This window comes from Deltaproteobacteria bacterium PRO3 (assembly GCA_030263375.1).
Classification (GTDB): Bacteria; UBA10199; UBA10199; order DSSB01; family DSSB01; genus DSSB01.
This window is the reverse complement of the sequence record SZOV01000008.1, coordinates 24,979-41,692: the sequence shown is the minus strand read 5'-3', so window position 1 is coordinate 41,692 and position 16,714 is coordinate 24,979. Positions and strand designations below refer to the sequence as shown.

General features: G+C 63.8%; 16 protein-coding genes. 13 read left to right on the top strand and 3 right to left on the bottom strand.

From position 1 onward, the window contains the following. Positions 1–208 precede the first annotated feature (208 nt). Both dnaK and FBR05_02855 read right to left on the bottom strand, forming a co-directional pair. Positions 209–2,137, bottom strand: coding sequence for a molecular chaperone DnaK (dnaK, locus tag FBR05_02860; protein ID MDL1871126.1), 1,929 nt, complete (start codon positions 2,135–2,137; stop codon positions 209–211). Between the two features lie 152 nt (positions 2,138–2,289). Beyond that, the gene (locus tag FBR05_02855; GenBank protein ID MDL1871125.1) at positions 2,290–3,027 is read right to left on the bottom strand and encodes a hypothetical protein; all 738 of its coding nucleotides are present in this window, start codon (positions 3,025–3,027) and stop codon (positions 2,290–2,292) included. Positions 3,028–3,111: 84 nt separating this feature from the next. On the opposite strand from FBR05_02855, the gene dnaJ reads away from it, so the two are divergent. The 13 genes from dnaJ (at position 3,112) to FBR05_02790 (ending at position 14,964) form a co-directional block, all read left to right on the top strand. Continuing rightward, on the top strand, positions 3,112–4,230 hold the full coding sequence (gene dnaJ / locus FBR05_02850) for a molecular chaperone DnaJ (GenBank protein ID MDL1871124.1): 1,119 nt from the start codon (positions 3,112–3,114) through the stop codon (positions 4,228–4,230). Between the two features lie 62 nt (positions 4,231–4,292). Next, positions 4,293–5,279 carry a MoxR family ATPase gene (locus FBR05_02845; protein MDL1871123.1) on the top strand — a complete coding sequence of 329 codons (987 nt, stop codon included), beginning with the start codon at positions 4,293–4,295 and terminating at the stop codon, positions 5,277–5,279. A gap of 128 nt (positions 5,280–5,407) precedes the next feature. Continuing rightward, positions 5,408–6,283: a DUF58 domain-containing protein gene (locus tag FBR05_02840; protein ID MDL1871122.1), complete on the top strand. Its 876-nt coding sequence runs from the start codon at positions 5,408–5,410 to the stop codon at positions 6,281–6,283. A gap of 3 nt (positions 6,284–6,286) precedes the next feature. After that, positions 6,287–6,859, top strand: coding sequence for a hypothetical protein (locus tag FBR05_02835; protein MDL1871121.1), 573 nt, complete (start codon positions 6,287–6,289; stop codon positions 6,857–6,859). Between the two features lies 1 nt (position 6,860). After that, positions 6,861–7,856, top strand: coding sequence for a VWA domain-containing protein (locus FBR05_02830; GenBank protein MDL1871120.1), 996 nt, complete (start codon positions 6,861–6,863; stop codon positions 7,854–7,856). A 1-nt stretch (position 7,857) separates the two neighbouring features. Next, on the top strand, positions 7,858–8,877 hold the full coding sequence (locus FBR05_02825; protein ID MDL1871119.1) for a VWA domain-containing protein: 1,020 nt from the start codon (positions 7,858–7,860) through the stop codon (positions 8,875–8,877). Continuing rightward, complete coding sequence (locus FBR05_02820; GenBank protein ID MDL1871118.1) at positions 8,867–10,222, top strand: tetratricopeptide repeat protein; 1,356 nt, start codon at positions 8,867–8,869, stop codon at positions 10,220–10,222. Before FBR05_02825 ends, FBR05_02820 begins: the two co-directional genes overlap by 11 nt. A 3-nt stretch (positions 10,223–10,225) precedes the next feature. After that, positions 10,226–11,755, top strand: coding sequence for a protein BatD (locus FBR05_02815; GenBank protein ID MDL1871117.1), 1,530 nt, complete (start codon positions 10,226–10,228; stop codon positions 11,753–11,755). 57 nt (positions 11,756–11,812) lie between these two features. After that, a complete protein-coding gene (locus FBR05_02810; protein ID MDL1871116.1) occupies positions 11,813–12,097 on the top strand; it encodes a hypothetical protein in 285 nt (94 codons plus the stop codon). Positions 12,098–12,223: 126 nt separating this feature from the next. Then, the gene (locus FBR05_02805; GenBank protein MDL1871115.1) at positions 12,224–12,976 is read left to right on the top strand and encodes a hypothetical protein; all 753 of its coding nucleotides are present in this window, start codon (positions 12,224–12,226) and stop codon (positions 12,974–12,976) included. Next, positions 12,973–13,818, top strand: coding sequence for an alpha/beta hydrolase (locus tag FBR05_02800; protein ID MDL1871114.1), 846 nt, complete (start codon positions 12,973–12,975; stop codon positions 13,816–13,818). Before FBR05_02805 ends, FBR05_02800 begins: the two co-directional genes overlap by 4 nt. 83 nt (positions 13,819–13,901) lie before the next feature. Then, a complete protein-coding gene (pyrE, locus tag FBR05_02795) occupies positions 13,902–14,372 on the top strand; it encodes an orotate phosphoribosyltransferase (GenBank protein MDL1871113.1) in 471 nt (156 codons plus the stop codon). Between the two features lie 10 nt (positions 14,373–14,382). Then, the gene (locus FBR05_02790; GenBank protein ID MDL1871112.1) at positions 14,383–14,964 is read left to right on the top strand and encodes a hypothetical protein; all 582 of its coding nucleotides are present in this window, start codon (positions 14,383–14,385) and stop codon (positions 14,962–14,964) included. Between the two features lie 21 nt (positions 14,965–14,985). Here FBR05_02790 and nadB read toward each other — a convergent pair whose 3' ends face one another. Further along, positions 14,986–16,575 carry an L-aspartate oxidase gene (gene nadB, locus FBR05_02785; GenBank protein ID MDL1871111.1) on the bottom strand — a complete coding sequence of 530 codons (1,590 nt, stop codon included), beginning with the start codon at positions 16,573–16,575 and terminating at the stop codon, positions 14,986–14,988. Positions 16,576–16,714: the final 139 nt, after the last annotated feature.

Sequence of the window (16,714 nt, the reverse complement as noted above, 5' to 3'; positions counted from 1 at the left end):
TCGCGCGAAGGCGGGGCCGGAAACCGGACAAACCCTTCAGCGCCGCGCCAGGGCCTTCGAAACACAGCTTAGGGCCGGGCCTTGCGACCTGCAAGGGCTCGGCCCCAGGGGCATTGCGGATTTTGGGCAAAAAAAAACGGGGCGCCGTCGTAGCGACGCCCCGTAATCTTTAGGAACGGAGAATCATTCTCACAAGCCGCCCGAGGCCTTAGTCCTTCGCCTCCTCGAACTCGGCGTCCACGACGTCCTCCTTCTTGGGCTCGGAGGAGGCTCCGCCCTCGGAGGCCCCGGCCGAGGCCTGCTCGGCGCCGGGCGCCGCGCCCGAACCGGAGGCGGCCTTGTAGAGCTGCTCGGCCATCTTGTGAGAGAGGGTCGTGACCTTCTCCATGCCCGACTTCATGTCGTCGACGTTGTTGGCCTCGATCGCCTTCTTGAGCTCGGCCACCGCGGCCTCGATCTCGGAAACCGTCCCCGCGTCGACTTTCTCCCGGTTTTCCTTGAGGGTCTTCTCGGTCGAGTAGACCAGGGAGTCGGCGTGGTTCTTGACCTCGATTTCCTCGCGGCGCTTTTTGTCCTCGGCCGCGTGGGACTCGGCCTCCTTCACCATCCGGTCGATGTCCTTCTCGTTCAAGCCGCTGGAGGCGGTGATGGTGATGTGCTGCTTCTTATTGGTCGCCTTGTCCAAGGCCGAGACGTTGACGATGCCGTTGGCGTCGATGTCGAAGGTGACCTCGACCTGCGGCACGCCGCGCGGCGCGGGCGGGATTCCGTCGAGGATGAATCGGCCGAGGGTGCGGTTGTCTTTGGCCATCTCGCGCTCGCCCTGCAGGACGTGGATCTCCACGCTGCTCTGGCTGTCGGCCGCCGTGGAAAAGATTTGCGACTTGCGGGTCGGGATGGTCGTGTTGCGCTCGATCAGCTTGGTCATCACGCCGCCCAGGGTCTCGATGCCCAGGGAAAGCGGGGTGACGTCGAGCAAGAGCAGGTCCTTGACGTGCCCGGAGAGCACGCCCGCCTGGACGGCGGCGCCCAGGGCGACGACCTCGTCGGGATTGACGCCCTTATGGGGCTCTTTTCCGAAGAACTTCTTCACTTCCTCCTGGACCCGCGGGATGCGGGTGGAACCGCCGACCAGGACGACCTCGTCGATCTCGGAGGCCTTCTTGCCGGCGTCGGCCAAGGCCTTCTTCACGGGCTCCATGCTGCGCATAAAGAGGTCCTCGCAGAGCGCCTCGAACTTGGCCCGGGTCAGCTTGATGTTCATGTGCTTGGGCCCGGTCTGGTCCGCCGTGAGGAAGGGCAGGTTGATCTCTGTCTCCATGACGCTGGAGAGCTCGATCTTCGCCTTCTCGGCCGCTTCTTTGAGGCGCTGCAGGACCATGCGGTCCTTGCTGACGTCGATGCCCTGGTCTTTCTTGAACTCCGCGATCAGGTAGTCGATCAGGCGCTGGTCGATGTTGTCGCCGCCCAGATGGGTGTCGCCGTTGGTCGAGATGACCTCGACGACGTTCTCGCCGACCTCGAGGATCGAGATGTCGAAGGTGCCGCCGCCGAAGTCGTAGACGGCGATGATCTCGTTTTTCTTCTTATCCAGGCCGTAGGCGAGGGCGGCCGCCGTGGGCTCGTTGACGATGCGCTTGACGTCGAGGCCGGCGATCTTGCCGGCGTCTTTGGTCGCCTGGCGCTGCGAGTCGTTGAAGTAGGCCGGGACGGTGATGACCGCCTCGGTGACCTTCTCGCCCAGGTAATCTTCCGCCGCCTGCTTGAGCTTCATGAGGATCTTGGCGGAAATCTCCGGCGGGCTGTAATTCTTCCCTTGGATCTCGACCGCGGCGTCGCCGTTGCCGGCCTTGACGACGTGGTAGGGGACCATCTTGATCTCCTCGCCGACCTCGTCGTACTTGCGGCCCATGAAGCGCTTGATCGAGTAAACGGTGTTTTCGGGGTTGGTGATCGACTGGCGCTTGGCCACTTGGCCGACCAGGACCTCGCCGTCCTTGCTGAAGGCCACCACCGAGGGGGTGGTGCGGTTGCCCTCTTGATTGGCGATGACCTTGGGCTGGTCGCCCTCCATGATGGCCACCACGCTGTTGGTGGTGCCCAGGTCGATACCGATGATTTTGCTCTTGTTAGCCATAATCGAATGAATTCCTTTCGTGGGGTAGGGAGCCTCCGAGATTTTTTCGAGTATAATTCAATGCCTTAGGAAGGTCTCCCAAAAATCCTAAGCGAGATATAAGTCCCTCCGCCGGGATGTCAAGGCTTACACCCCGAAAATATCGTGGAATTTCAGGGGAGCTCTTCCTCGTCGCCCAGCTTGGCCAGCTCGTCCAAAAAATCGAGGTTTTCCTGGTCGTCTCCCTTGGGGGTCTCGCCGTGGTGGAAATACAGCTTGTCGATGGCGGTGCGCTTGACGCTCTCGTCGGGCTTGGCCACGAAGGAGTCCCTAATGACGACGGGGGCCGCGGGTTTGGGGGCGGGCGCGGCGGCGCCCTCGGGTTTCGCCTCGGCGGCGGCCTCGGCCTCGCGCTGAAAGTGATACCAGAGCTCCAAGCGGCGCAGGGGCGAGGCGTGCTTGTCCAACACCGCCTCGAGCAGGGCCTTGAAGGCCGCGTTGTAAAGCAGCTCTTCCCCTTTTTTGAATCTGGGCAATATCTGGGCGTTGACGATCTGCCGCCAGGCCTCGAGGGTCAGGTTGGTCTCGAAGCGCAACACCTTTTGATACAGCTCCCCGGTCCAGGCCAAGGGCCGGGGGCCGTCCTTGAGGCGCCGCGGGTCGAAGGGCTTCTTGATCTGGGCCTGGAAGAAGTAGGGCTTCAGGGAGTCGAGATCCGCCCGTTTGAAACGGTAGAGCCCCTTGCCCCTGGCAAACTTTTGGCAGGCACCCTTCCATTGGTTGAGCGAAAAGCGGCGGGCGTCGATGAAGCCTTGCTGATAAACGTCGGCGATGAGGGCCTCGGAGGCGCTTCGGACGCCTTCCTCTTCCTCGGGGGTCAATTTTTTCCAGACGTAGTCTAAAAGTTCCATGATTCTTAGGGGATATCTGTCCGATCCGCATTGACAATCCCAAAATAATGATTATCTACCTCCGAGGCTTTTGGCAAAGGTCAAATCGTGAAGCGGGATTATTACGAAATTTTGGGCGTGCAGCGCGAGGCCTCGAGCACCGAGATCAAGACCGCCTACCGTAAAAAGGCCCTCGAGTACCACCCCGACCGCAACCCCAGCCACGAGGCCGAGGAGCTGTTCAAGGAGGCCTCCGAGGCCTACGAGGTCTTGAGCGACCCCCAAAAACGCGGACTCTACGACCAATACGGCCACGCCGGCCTACGCAATCAGGGCTTCCACGGCTTCGAGGACGTGGGCGACATCTTCAGCCACTTCTCCGACGTCTTCGAGGATTTCTTCGGGATGGGCGGCCGCCGCGGTCGCAGCCGCACGGGCCCCGCCGCCGGCCGAGATATCCGCTACGACCTCGAGATCGGCTTCCTCGAGGCCTTTCACGGCGTCGAGAAGAAGATCGAGGTCGAGCGCCAGGAAGAGTGCGCCCGCTGCGGCGGGCAGGGCTACCCCAAGGGCCAGGAGCCCATGGTCTGCCGCCACTGCGGCGGGAAGGGCCAGCTCTACCATTCCCAGGGCTTCTTCACCATCTCCACCGCCTGCGCCGCCTGCCAAGGGCAGGGCCGGGTGGTCAAAGAGCACTGCCCCGAGTGCCGCGGCCACGGCACGGTGGCCAAGGCGAAAAAGATGACCGTCAAGGTGCCCCCCGGCGTCGACACCGGCACCCAGCTCTGCCTGCGCGGAGAGGGTGAGGCGGGCAAGCGCGGCGGTCCGCCGGGCGATCTCTACGTCGTCTTGCACGTCGAGGAGGACGAGCGCTTCCAGCGCCACGGGGCCGACCTGCACTTTCAAAGCAAAATCTCCATGGCCGCGGCGGCCTTAGGGTTGGAGATCGAGGTCCCCAGCCCCGAGGGCGTCGAAAAGCTGCGCATCCCGCCGGGGGCCCAGACCGGCGACGTCCTCAAGCTGGCGGGGAAGGGGATGCCCAGCCTGCGCGACAAGCGCCGCGGCGATCTCCACGTCCACCTCTTCGTCGAGACCCCGAAGGACTTAAGCGCCAAGCAGCGCGAGCTGCTCGAGGCCTTCCTGCGGGAAGGCGGCGAAACGCTTAAGGAAAGTTCCTTTACCAAAGCCTCAAAAAAATCTAAGAAGTCCAAGGGTTGGTTTTAAACCCCAAGCCCCCGGCGGCTCGTTGAAGCCCCAGCGACATTCCTATTCCACGGGAGGACGGCATGCAGCATGAGATTCAGCAGAACCTCGAGCGGGTGAAGGCCTATCAACCGGTGCTCAGCTCGCTGCTCGAGGAGATCTCCAAGGTCGTGGTCGGCCAGCGCTACATGGTCGAACGCCTCCTGATGGGCATCCTCCTCGAGGGCCACATTCTAGTCGAGGGCGTCCCCGGTCTGGCCAAGACGACCACGGTGCGGGCCCTGGCCAAGGTCCTCGATGTTAGGTTCCAGCGCATCCAATTCACGCCCGACCTCCTGCCCGCCGACCTGATCGGCACCCAAATTTTCAATCCCAAGACGCAGGAGTTCACCGTCAAGCAGGGGCCCATCTTCGCCAACGTCATCCTGGCCGACGAGATCAACCGCGCGCCGGCCAAGGTGCAGAGCGCCCTGCTCGAGGCGATGCAGGAGAAGCAGGTCACCATCGGCAACAACACCTTTCCGCTCGAGCCGCCCTTCGTGGTGTTGGCGACGCAGAACCCGATCGAGCAGGAGGGCACCTATCCGCTGCCCGAGGCCCAGGTCGACCGCTTCATGCTCAAGCTCAACGTCTCTTACCCCAGCAAGGAGGAGGAGATCGCCATCATGGACCGGGCCCGCAGCGGCCACTGGGAAGAAGTCGCGGCCAAGGTCAGCCACAAAGAGCTGGGCGAGATGCGCCGCCTGATCGCGCAGATCTACCTGGATCCCAAAATCAAGGACTACATCGTCCGCATCGTGATGGCGACGCGGCATCCGGCCGAGTTGAAACTTGGCCTGGAGAGCTACATCCAATTCGGCGCCTCCCCGCGCGCCAGCATCTACCTGGCCGAGGTCGCGCGCTGCTACGCCTTCCTGCAGGGTCGGGCCTTCGTGACGCCGCAGGACGTGAAGACGATGGCCCATGACGTGCTCCGACACCGGATCCTCTTGACCTACATGGCCGAGGCGGAGGGCCTCTCCAGCGACGAGGTGTTGAAGAAGATTTTGGATCAATTGGAGGTACCTTAATCTAAGTGTCGAAGTGTCTAAGTGCCTGAGTGTCAAAGTTTCTTTCGCCCTATTTTATTTTTTTACATGGATACGGCGAAAAAAACTTAAGCACTTAGACACTCAGGCACTCAGACACTTAAAGCCGTATGCTTCCTCCCGAGATACTAAAAAAGATCAAGCGCATCCAGCTTAAGACCAACTACCTCGCCAACGAGATCTTCGCCGGCGAGTACGAGAGCGCCTTCCGCGGCCGCGGGATGGAGTTCGAGGAAGTGCGCGAGTACCAGCCCGGCGACGACGTCCGCACCATCGACTGGAACGTCACCGCGCGCAGCGGCCGGCCCTTCGTGAAGATCTACCGCGAGGAGCGCGAGATGACCGTCATGATCCTGGTCGACATGTCGGCCTCGCTGGACTTCGGCACCCGCGAGCGCCTCAAGCGCGAGGCCGCCGCCGAGGTCGCGGCGGTCCTGGCCTACGCGGCGATCAAGAGCAACGACAAGGTCGGCCTGATCCTCTTCACCGACCGGGTCGAGAAGTTCATCCCCGCCAAGAAGGGCCGCGGCCACGTCTACCGGGTCATCCAAGAGATCCTGAGCTTTCAGCCGCAACACCCCAAGACCCAGATCCGCGTTCCCCTCGAATACCTGATCCGGGTCATGCACCGCCGCTCCATCTGCTTTCTGATCTCCGACTTCCTCGACCAGGGCTACGAGCGCGCCCTGGCCATCGCCAAGCGCCGCCACGACATGGTCTGCATCCAGCTCCACGACCCCGCCGAGGCGGAGTTCCCCAAGGCGGGCTGGCTTAAGTGGCGCGACCCCGAGACGGGCGAGCTGCAATGGGTGAACAGCTCGCGCCCGGGCTTTCAGAAGAAATTCGCCGAACTCGCCCAAGATCTGCTGCTGACGCCGCAGCGGACCTTCCAGTCCCTGGGCGTCGACTCGGTCCTGATCGACCAGAGCAAGGACTACATCCACCCGCTGCTGCAATTTTTCCGCTTCCGGGAGAAACGACAGTAAGCCATGCCCACGCCCCTGCCCAAGCTGGAAGAGATGACCGACATCCTCGACCTGAAGGACATCCAGGCCTGGGACGTCCGCTGGATCTGGGCCCTGGCCGCCTCGTTGGCGGCGATCTTGATCTTCCTGCTGCTCCGCTCGCTGTGGCGGCGTCCGCGCAAGGCCAAGGCCGAGGCGGCGGTTCCCTTGTCGCCGCTGGAGGCGGCCCTCAAAAAGCTCGACGAGCTGGTGAATAGCCGCTTGGCCGAGTCGGGGCAGGTGCGGCGCTTCTACTTCTCCCTCTCCGACCTGTTTCGCGAATTCATCGAGCGCGAGCTGGAGATCCCGGCCTGCGAGGCCACCCTCGAGGAGCTGCGCCCCAAGCTTAAGACCTCGCCCTGGCTCGACCCCGACCGGGTACGCGAGGCCGTCGGCCTGCTCGAGTTGGCCGACATGGCCAAGTTCGCCCAATACGTCCCGCCGCGCGACGAGCTGGTGAAGAGCGTCAAGCTCGCCCGGGCTTGGATGACCCAGGTCGCCGAGGGGCGTGCCCGGGCCCTCGCCGAGAGCCTGGCCCGAAAGGAGGCGAGCGCCTAGGATGTTCCGTTTCCTCTATCCCTGGGTCCTGACGGCGCTGATCCTCCCGGTCGGCCTCCTCCTGCTCGAGCGGCTGCGGCGCGGTCGCGGTTACTTCCGCTTTCCCCTGGCCACGGCCCTGAAGCCGCTGTACCGGCGGGGCGACGGCCTGGCGATGCGCCTTCCTTCCTGGCTGATGGCCCTGGCCCTGGCCTGCCTGATCGTCGGCCTGGCCCGCCCGCAGCGGGGGCGGGCCGAGACCGAGGTGACCAGCGAGGGCATCGACATCATGCTGGCCATCGACGCCTCCGGCAGCATGGCGGCGATGGACTTCAAGCTGGACGGGGAGGCGGTCAACCGCCTGGTGGTCGTCAAGAAGGTCGTCTCCGAATTCATCCGCGGGCAGAAGGGCGACCGGCTGGGCATGGTGGTCTTCGGCGAGGAGGCCTATACGCAGTGCCCGCTCACCCTCGACTACGACGTCCTGACCCAGCTTCTGGACCACGTCGAAATCGGCATCGCCGGAGACGGCACGGCGATTGGCGACGGCCTAGCACTGGCGGTGAAGCGCTTGAAAGATCTCCCGGGCAAGTCCCGCGTCGTGATCCTGCTGACCGACGGGCGCAACAACGCCGGATCGGTCTCGCCGGAGAAGGCTGCCGAGATAGCCAAGACCTTCGGCATCAAGGTCTACACCATCGGCATCGGCACCAAGGGTCCGGTGCCCTTTCCGCAGCCGGGCATCTTCGGCAATCGCCTCATCTACGTGAACCTCGACATGGACGAGGAGACCCTCGAGAAGATCGCCGAGACCACCGGCGGGCGCTACTTCTACGCCACCGATACCAAGAAGCTGGAGGCCATCTACAAAGAAATCGGCCAGCTCGAAAAGACCAAGGCCAAGGTCAAGCATTATGAGATCTACGAGGAGTGGTACGCCTATTTCGGCTTCGCCGGGCTGGGCCTGCTGCTTTTCGAATCCCTGCTCGCGGCGACCTGGCTGAGGAGGCTGGCCTAGGATGCGCTTCAACCACCCCGACTTGGTTTTCCTGTTCTTCCTGGTGCCCTTGCTCCTGGCGCTGCTCTTCTACCAGGCCTACCGCCGGAAGAAGGCCTGGCGAGCCCTGGCCGACGAGCCCCTGCGCGCCAACCTGATGCCCCAGCGCGCGCCCTGGCGCATCGCCCTCAAGAACGGCCTCAAGGTCCTGGCCCTCGTCTTTATGATCCTCGCCCTGATGGAACCGCAGTGGGGGATGAAGGAAGAAGAGGTCACGCTCAAGGGCGCCGACCTGATGCTGGTGCTGGACGTCTCTAACTCGATGCTGGCCCAGGACCTCAAGCCCTCGCGGATGGAACGGATGAAGCGCAAGCTCCGCGACCTCTTGCAGATGCTGGCGGGGGACCGGGTCGGCCTGATCGCCTTCGCCGGCCGCAGCTTCCTGCTGTCCCCGCTGACCATCGACTACGGGACCCTCGAGATGTTCGTCGACGAGCTCAGCCCCAACACCATCCCCGTGCAGGGGACGGACCTGAGCGGGGCTCTCTCGCTCGCGATCAAGGCGATGAGCGACAAAGAATCGGCCAAGGCGATTCTGGTATTCTCCGACGGAGAGGATTTCAGCGAAAAGCTCGACAAGATGATCGAGACCTTAAAAGAGAAGAAAATCAAGGTCTTCGCCCTGGGCTTCGGCACCCCGGAGGGGGCCCCCATCCCCGAACCGGGCGGAGGTTTTAAGACCAACCCGGAAGGGGAAATGGTCGTATCTAAGTTGAAGGAGGAGGCCCTCAAGGACCTCGCCCTTAAGACCGGCGGGGCCTACGTGCGAACGGTGAGCGGAGACGAGGACCTGCGCCAGCTCTACGTCAAGGGGGTCCGCGGCGCCCTCGAGCTGAGCGAGCTGAAGGCCGCCCGCAAGCAGGTCTGGGAGAGCCGTTTTTACTGGCCGCTGGGGATCGCGCTGGCCTTCCTGGCGCTGGAACGCCTGATCTCCGAATCGCGACGCCCGAAAAAGGGACTGAATTTCGCCAATGGATATTAACCGGACGCTAAAACTTCTCGGCATCCTAGCCCTCACGCTGGCGGCGGTGGGCGCGATTCCCGTCCGCGCCTGGGCGGGTCCTTGGGACACTTGGCGGGAATACCGGGGGCGCAAGGCCTACGAGGAGAAGAACTACCCGGAGGCCCAAAAAAACTTCGAGGAAAACTTGAAGGCCGACGCCGACGCCCAAGACTACTACAACCTGGGCGCGACGCAGTACCGGATGGGCGCCTTCGACAAGGCCCGCGAGAGCTTCGAGGCCGCGGTCAAGACCGGAACGCCGACGCAGCAAGAACAAGCCCTTTACAATCTCGGCAACACCCAATACCGCTTGGGCAAGCTGCCGGAGTCGATCCAGGCCTACGAGCAGGCCCTGAAGCTGAAACCCGACGACGCCGAGGCCAAGCTCAACCTCGAGTTCGTCAAGCGCCGGCTGCAGAAGCAGCAGGAGGCCCAGCGGCAACAACAAGAACAGCAACAGCAGCAGAACCAACAAGGCGAACAACAGCAACAACAGGCCCAGGGCGGCCAGCAAGACCAACAGCAGCAGAGCTCCGGTTCGGACCAGCAAAAACAAGACCAGGCCCAATCCCAGGGGCAAAAACCCCAGGACCAACAGCAGCCAGGGCAGGGCGGTCAAAAACAGGAGCAACAGGACTCGCAGCAGGCCCAAGGCGGCCAAGGTCAAGACCAAAAGAAAGAGGCGCCACAGGCGGAGCAGGAAAAGCCTCCGCAAGAGGGCCAAAGCGGCCAGCAGCCCGAGCCACAAAAACAGGCGGAGGCGGGAGAACAGGGCAAGCAAAAGCAAGCCCAACAAGGTTCTAAGCCGGATTCCGGATCGCAGGCCCAGCCCCAGGGCGCCGAGGGCGAAAAGCCGCAGCCTCAGGCCCAGGGCGGATCCCAAGGCCAAGCGGAGCCGGAAAGGTCTGGAGACCAAAAATCCCAGGGCCCGCAGGCCGGCCAACAACCGGATCGAGCCGAGGGCGAGCCGAAAACACCGGAACCCGGCGAAGGCGAGCAGGCCGGAGACAGACAGGCCCAAAAGGATTCCCCCGAGGGCCAGGGGCAAAATCAGGGAGAGACCTCGCAAGGTTCCCAGGACCGCGGCGAAGCAGGGCAGGGTCAGAAGAAGCCTAACCTCGAGGGCCAGCTGGAGGCCGCCGGCGAGGCGCCCAAGGAAGGCCAAGGCGGCGGCCGCCAAGGCAGGGTCAAGGCCAAGCCCGGCCCGGGCGAGCAGGAGGCCGAGCGCTGGCTGGAGATGATCGAGGACAAGAGCGAAGCGATCCGCAATAAACAGATTCGGGAGGCCATGGGCCGTTCCCGGACTCCGGAGAACGACTGGTAGGCGATGCGCAAATTTCGTCTTTACATCTTGGGAGCGCTGACCGCCGCGTGGCTCGGCATGGGGCCCGAGGCCCTGGCGCAGCCCACGGTCCACGTCGAGGTCGACCAAAACACCGTCTCGATGGACGACACCCTGACGATGACCGTCGAGATCCGCGGCGGCAGCGCCCTGACCACGCCTGAGATCCCGCCGCTCGGCAACTTCGACGTCGTCGGCCGCTCGACGGCGAACTCCGTCGAGATCGTCAACGGCGAGATGTCGGTGAGCAAGACCTTCACCTACGTCCTCTCCCCGCGCCGCGTGGGCGATTTCCAGATCGGCCCGGTCAAGGTCTACATCGAAGGGCAGGAATACAGCGCCGGCCCGGTCCGCGTCCGGGTCACTCCGGAGGGCGGCGGGGGAGGTCCCGGCTACCAGACCCAGCCGAGTTTCCCCCAAATGCCCGGCTTCCCCTCGACGCCGCCGGGCTTTCCGCAGCTGCCCGGCATGCCCCAGCCCTGGCCCCGCCAGCCCCCGCAGGCCCCGCCCGACGAGAAGGCCTACGCGGACACCTTCGTCACCGCCGAGACCGACCGCAAAGAGGCCTACATCGGCCAGCAGGTGATCTTCACCTTCAGGCTCTACTCCACCGTCAGCATCTCCGGCGCCACCTTGAGCCTGCCCGACTTCAAGGACTTCTTCACCGAGGAGCTGATGAAGGAGCGCAAGTACGAGACCGAGCTCGGCGGCCGGCGCTACGCCGTCAACGAGTGGCGCTTCGCCCTGTTCCCGACCAAGGCGGGGGACCTGCAGACCGGCGAGACCAAGGTGAAGGGCAACGTCCCGGTGCGGATCCAACGCGGGCCCTTCGACGATCCCTTTTTCCAGGGTTTCGCCATGACCAGCAAGCCACGGACCTTCACCGCGGCCAGCGTGGGGATTCACGTAAAGGAGCTGCCGCCGCCGCCCCAGGACTTCACCGGCCTGGTCGGGCAGTTCGCGATCTCGAGCACGCTCAGCAAGGACAGCCTCAGCCTGGGCGAGACCAGCAACCTGAAGATCGAGGTCGCGGGGAAGGGCAATATTCGCGAGGCCACCCTCCCGGATTTGCAAAACCTGGATTACTTCAAGGTCTATCCCTCCAAGCCGGAGGTGAAGCTCGACAAGAGCCTCCAAGGCCTCTCCGGCAAGAAGACCTTCGAGTACGCCCTGGTCGCCGAACGGCCGGGGACGACGGTCATCCCCGCGCAGGAGTTCAGCTACTTCAACCCGGACACGGGGACCTACGAGAAGCTGAGCACGGCGCCGCTGACCGTCCACATCCTCGGCGGACCCTCTTCGGAAAAATTGGTAACGGCGGGTCTCGAGGACTCCAAGGCCCCCGCCGCGGCGCAGGGGCCGGCCTTCGACCTGCGGCCGATCAAACCGGCCGCGGCGGTCCTCTACAGCCAGGCCCTGCGCCCCTGGGAAGGCGCGACCGCCTGGGCCCTGCTGTTGGGCGCGCCCCTGGGCTTCCTCGGCCTGATCGGCTGGGGCCGCTACCGCGCCCGCTAGCTGGCCCACGCCGACGATCGCAAGCGCAGCCGCGCCTTCAAGCAGGCCAAGGCCGCGGTGCAGAGGCTGGGCGGGGAATCGGACTTCTCGAAGCTGAGCCTGGTCTTCAAACAATACTTGAGCGACCGCTTTTTGGTGAAGGGCACGGCGCTGACGCCAATGGAAATCGAGGATTTATTGAAATCCCGCGGCGTCCCCATCGAGACCTACCGCCGCGCGGTGTATTTCCTCGAGCAGCTGGACATGTGGCAGTACGGCGGCGCGGCGGAGAAGCGCCCCAGCGACAAGATGTTGAAGCTGGAGGCGATGGATTTGTTAAGAGAGATTGAGAAGGCGACGTAGGGACGTAGGGGCGAACCTTGTGTTCGCCCCAGGGCAAGGATATTGCCATTGTCCAACGAGTTTCTACAAACAGGCTCCGGCAGGAGCGAACACAAGGTTCGCCCCTACAACAGCGTCCGAATATTTATGAACTTGAGAAAAATCTTCATCCTCGGCTGTCTTGCGTTCTTTCCCGTCTCCGCCCGCGCCGTCACGCCCGCCGAGCTCGCCAACCAGGCCCAGGCCGACTACCAGGCCGGCCGCTACGAGAACGCCATCCGCGCCTGGAACGAGCTGGGCGAGATCGGCTTCCACAACGGCGACCTCTACTACAACGTCGCCAGCGCCTACTGGCGCCTCGGCAAGGTGGGGCAGGCGCGGCGCTACTTCCTCGGCGCCCGCGACTGGTCGCCACGGGATCCGGACATCCGCCACAACCTGGCCTTCCTCGAGGCCAAGGTCGAGAAGACCCCGCCGGCGGAGGGCCCCCGCGCCCTGCTGCGCAAGATTCCCTGGTATCGCCTTTCCCTCAACGCCTCCGAGGCTTTGGTCCTGGCCGCCGCGGGCAGCCTGGGGCTCTTCGGCTTCCTGACCGCCCATCGGCTGAGGCGCCGGCCCGCCTTCGCCGTCGCGGCGGCCTGCTGCGCCTTGCCGCTGGTTTACGGGATCTTCCAATTCGCGCTGCGCCGGCCTCCCGATTGGCTCTCCGAGCCCGCCCTGATCGTCGCCCCCCGCGTGGCCCTGCGCGAAAACCCGCTGCCCGACGCCGCCAGCCGTGAGGAGTTGAAGGACGGCGCCCTGGTTCGGCTGCGCAAATCGCAGGGTGATTTTGCGCTTGTCAAAAGCGCCTCCGGGAAGGAAGGTTGGGTCGAGAGATCGAGCCTTGGGGAGATTCCATGAAGGCCGCCGAGCCGACGCACCAATTTTTCAAGACCTGGGACGGCTATGAGCTGTACTACCAGTCTTGGATTCCCGAAAAAAAGAAGGGGAGCCTCGTCGTCCTGCACGGCCTGGGCGAGCATTCGGGCCGCTACCGCTTCTTCATCGACTACTTCCTCGACCAAGGCTGGGCGCTCTACCTGATGGATCAACGCGGCCATGGCAAAAGCCCCGGCCCGCGCTCCCACGCCGACCGCTTCCAAGACTTGGTCGACGACCTCGAGCGCTTCGTCGGCCTGGTCCGCGAGCGCGAGGCGAAGCTGCCCTTGTTTCTCGTGGCCCACTCCTTCGGCGGGCAGGTCGGGGTCAACTACCTGGCGCGCAGGCCCAAAGAGCTGAAGGGCGCGGTACTCTCGAGCCCCAATTTGAAACTGGCCCTGCCGGTCCCGGCCCTGAAGAAAATCCTCGGCACCGCCGCCTCCCGCTTTCTGCCCGAGGTCCTCATCCCCAACGACATCCACGCCTCCTGGGTCTCGCACGACGAGGCGGTGGTCCGCGCCTACGAGGAAGACCCCCTGGTCGCGCGCAAGATCAGCCTGAAGCTCGGCGCCGAGATTTTGAAAAACCTCGACGAGGTGATGGCCCTGGCGCCGGAAATTAAGACGCCGCTCTTGATCGTCCACGGCGGCGACGACAAGATTACCGCGGCCGAAGGCAGTCGGGAGTTCTTCGAACGCGTCGAGATCAAGGACAAGCAGCTCAAGGTCTATCCCGGCTATTTCCACGAGACCTTCAACGAGGTCGGCAAAGAGAAGGTCTTTCGCGACATCGAACACTGGCTGGAAGCGAGGTTGCACAAGTGAACGCGGAGCGCCGGCGACGGCTCAAAGAACTGATCCTGAAATTCAGCTACCAGAAGCGGGAGGTGCGCCTGGCCTCGGGCCGGATGAGCGACTTCTACTTCGACGGCAAGCAGACCACCCTCCATCCGGAAGGCGCAACCCTGGTCGGGCAGCTGATGGGCGAGCTGGCGGCCGAGCATTTCGCCGAGGCCCAGGCCGTCGGGGGCCCCACGCTGGGCGCCGACCCCATCGCCACCGCGATCGCCGTCACTTCTTTCCTGCGCGGCTTCCCGCTGCTCAGCTTCATCGTCCGCAAAGAACCCAAGGGCCACGGCACCATGAGCTGGATCGAGGGGGCGAGCCACCTGAGGCCGGGGATGCGGGTGATTTTAGTCGAAGACGTCATCACCTCGGGCGGCTCCATCCTGAAGGCCTGCAAGGCGGTCCGCGAGGCCGGCTTAGTGCCCCTGGGCGTCATGGTGATCGTCGACCGGGAGGAGGGCGGGCGCGAGGCCCTCGAGGCGGAGGGTTTGAAAGTGCGCAGTCTCTTTACCAAAACGGAATTGTTGGCGTGAGGAACACCCCATGAAAAAGCGCGTCCTTTGGCTGCTCGTGCTCTCGCTGTTCTCGGGAACGGCCCTGGCGAAGGACACCGTCTTTCCCGTCCAAGATCCCTACGGCAAGGTCCTCCGGCGCTACACCAAGAAGGGCGAGTACTATAACTGGCAGGACCTCCAGGCCACCTTGATGATCTACGCCACCTACGCCTCCGACGAGTTCCGCGAGGCCTTCCGCGCCGAGTACGACAAGGTCTATCCCTTGGGCCAGGACCAGCGGGCAAAGGAGCGGGCCGCCCCTTGGCTGGCCGCCGATCCCGAGGCGACCTTCTTCGTCGCGCTCTACGGTCGCAAGCGCGAGATGATGGAGTTGGGCAACGAGAAGTCCCTCCAGGATTTAAGCCTCGAGGCGGGAGGCCAGGTCTACAAGCCCAAGACGGTCGAGAAGATCCCCCTTACGGCCTTCGAGCTGTATTTCTTCAACTACCTCAACCTGTGGTACCAGGGTTATCGCGTGGTGTTTCCCTACGAGGGCCTGCGGGATCGGCAGGTGCCCTTTTCTTTGCGGATCCACGGCGTGGCGGGGGGCGGGACGCTCAAGTTTCAGTAGGGGCGAACCTTGTGTTCGCCCCTACGGCTCCAGGATCGTATCCCGGCGATAGAGCTCGGAGGGGGAGGGGAAGTCGAGGTTGTAGTGCAGGCCGCGGCTCTCCTTGCGCCACAAGGCCGAGAGGATGATCAGCTCGGCGACGCAGGCGATGTTGCGCAGCTCCAGCAGGTCGGAGGTCACGACCGAATTCCAGTAATATTCTTTGATTTCTTCCTTGAGCAGCTCGATCCGCTTTTTCGCGCGCAGCAGGCGCTTGTTGGTGCGGACGATTCCGACGTAATTCCACATGAAGTGGCGTATCTCATCCCAGTTTTGCTTGATGACCACCGCCTCGTCGGAATCGGAGGCGTCGCCGGGATTCCAGGCGGGGATGTCCACGCTCGGCGCCGCGGCGTCCGCGAGGCGCTCGGGGGCGTGCTTCGCGGCCAGGTCGGCATAGACGACGGCCTCGAGCAGGGAATTGCTGGCCAGGCGATTGCCGCCGTGCAGGCCGGTGAAGGTGACCTCGCCGCAGGCGAAGAGGTTCTTCAAGGAAGTCTCGGCCCGCTCGTTCACAACCACGCCGCCGCACATGTAGTGGGCGGCGGGGACCACCGGCACCGGTTCGCGGCAGAGGTCGTAGCCGAATTCCAAAAGCTTCGCGCAGATGTTGGGGAAGCGCTCGCGCAGGTATTCGACGGGGATATGGGTCATGTCCAGAAGGACGTAATCGTCGCCACGTTTTTTCAGCTCGTAATCGATGGCTCGGGCGACGATGTCGCGGGGTGCCAGCTCTTTGCGCGGGTCGTAGCGCTCCATGAAGGTCTCGCCGCTCTTCAGGCGCAGGATCCCGCCCTCGCCGCGCAGGGCCTCGGAGAGCAGGAAGGACTTGGCCTTGGGGTGATAGAGACAGGTCGGGTGGAACTGGACGAACTCGAGGTTGGCCACCTTGGCCCCCGCGCGCCAGGCCATCGCCAGGCCGTCGCCGGTCGCGATATCGGGGTTGCTAGTGTAGAGATAGACCTTGCCGGCCCCTCCGGTGGCGAGGACGGTCACTCCCGAGGTGAAGGTCTCGACGCGGCGGTTCACCGTGTCGAGGACGTAGGCGCCCAGGCAGCGGTTGGGCTGGTTTTCCTCGATGCCCAGCTTGCGGGAGGTCAGCAGGTCGACGGCGAAGTGGTGCTCGAGAATTTGAATGTTGGGATGGGCCTTGACGGAGGCGAGCAGGGCCTGCTCGATCACCCGCCCGGTGAAATCCCCGGCGTGCAGGACGCGGCGAGCGCTGTGGCCGCCCTCGCGGCCCAGGTCGAAGTCGCCCGACTCGCCGCGGCTGAACTCGACGCCGAAGTCGATCAGCTCTTGCACGACGTGCGGTCCCTCGCCGACGACGCGGCGGACGACGTCTTCATGGCAGAGGCCGGCGCCGGTCTCGAGGGTGTCCTTGACGTGGGATTCGAGGTTGTCGGAGGGGGAGACGACCGAGGCGATGCCGCCCTGGGCGTAGTTGGTGTTGGACTCGGCGCTGTTCTTTTTGGTGAGGACCGCGACGCTCCCGTGGCGGGCCGCCTGCAAGGCGAAGCTCAATCCGGCGATGCCGCTCCCCAAGACGATGAAATCGTAGTGCCGATTCATAGTGTCAAGTGCCTAAGTACCTAAGTGCCTGAGTGTCAAAGTTTCTCATGCAAAAATGGTCCTTGTATTTCATCGTACTTGGAAAAGCGCCGGTTTCCTGCATCTTCGAAACATATTACCTTGTCAAGCATCGAAGTTT

Bases quoted from the DNA above. Each gene is read 5' to 3' on its own strand.
- dnaK (MDL1871126.1), bottom strand. From the start codon at position 2,137: ATGGCTAACAAGAGCAAAATCATCGGTATCGACCTGGGCACCACCAAC.
- FBR05_02805 (MDL1871115.1), top strand. From the start codon at position 12,224: ATGAACTTGAGAAAAATCTTCATCCTCGGCTGTCTTGCGTTCTTTCCC.
- pyrE (MDL1871113.1), top strand. From the start codon at position 13,902: ATGAGCGACTTCTACTTCGACGGCAAGCAGACCACCCTCCATCCGGAA.
- FBR05_02835 (MDL1871121.1), top strand. From the start codon at position 6,287: ATGCCCACGCCCCTGCCCAAGCTGGAAGAGATGACCGACATCCTCGAC.
- FBR05_02825 (MDL1871119.1), top strand. From the start codon at position 7,858: ATGCGCTTCAACCACCCCGACTTGGTTTTCCTGTTCTTCCTGGTGCCC.
- FBR05_02800 (MDL1871114.1), top strand. From the start codon at position 12,973: ATGAAGGCCGCCGAGCCGACGCACCAATTTTTCAAGACCTGGGACGGC.
- FBR05_02855 (MDL1871125.1), bottom strand. From the start codon at position 3,027: ATGGAACTTTTAGACTACGTCTGGAAAAAATTGACCCCCGAGGAAGAG.
- nadB (MDL1871111.1), bottom strand. From the start codon at position 16,575: ATGAATCGGCACTACGATTTCATCGTCTTGGGGAGCGGCATCGCCGGA.
- FBR05_02820 (MDL1871118.1), top strand. From the start codon at position 8,867: ATGGATATTAACCGGACGCTAAAACTTCTCGGCATCCTAGCCCTCACG.
- FBR05_02840 (MDL1871122.1), top strand. From the start codon at position 5,408: ATGCTTCCTCCCGAGATACTAAAAAAGATCAAGCGCATCCAGCTTAAG.
- FBR05_02830 (MDL1871120.1), top strand. From the start codon at position 6,861: ATGTTCCGTTTCCTCTATCCCTGGGTCCTGACGGCGCTGATCCTCCCG.
- FBR05_02815 (MDL1871117.1), top strand. From the start codon at position 10,226: ATGCGCAAATTTCGTCTTTACATCTTGGGAGCGCTGACCGCCGCGTGG.
- FBR05_02790 (MDL1871112.1), top strand. From the start codon at position 14,383: ATGAAAAAGCGCGTCCTTTGGCTGCTCGTGCTCTCGCTGTTCTCGGGA.
- FBR05_02845 (MDL1871123.1), top strand. From the start codon at position 4,293: ATGCAGCATGAGATTCAGCAGAACCTCGAGCGGGTGAAGGCCTATCAA.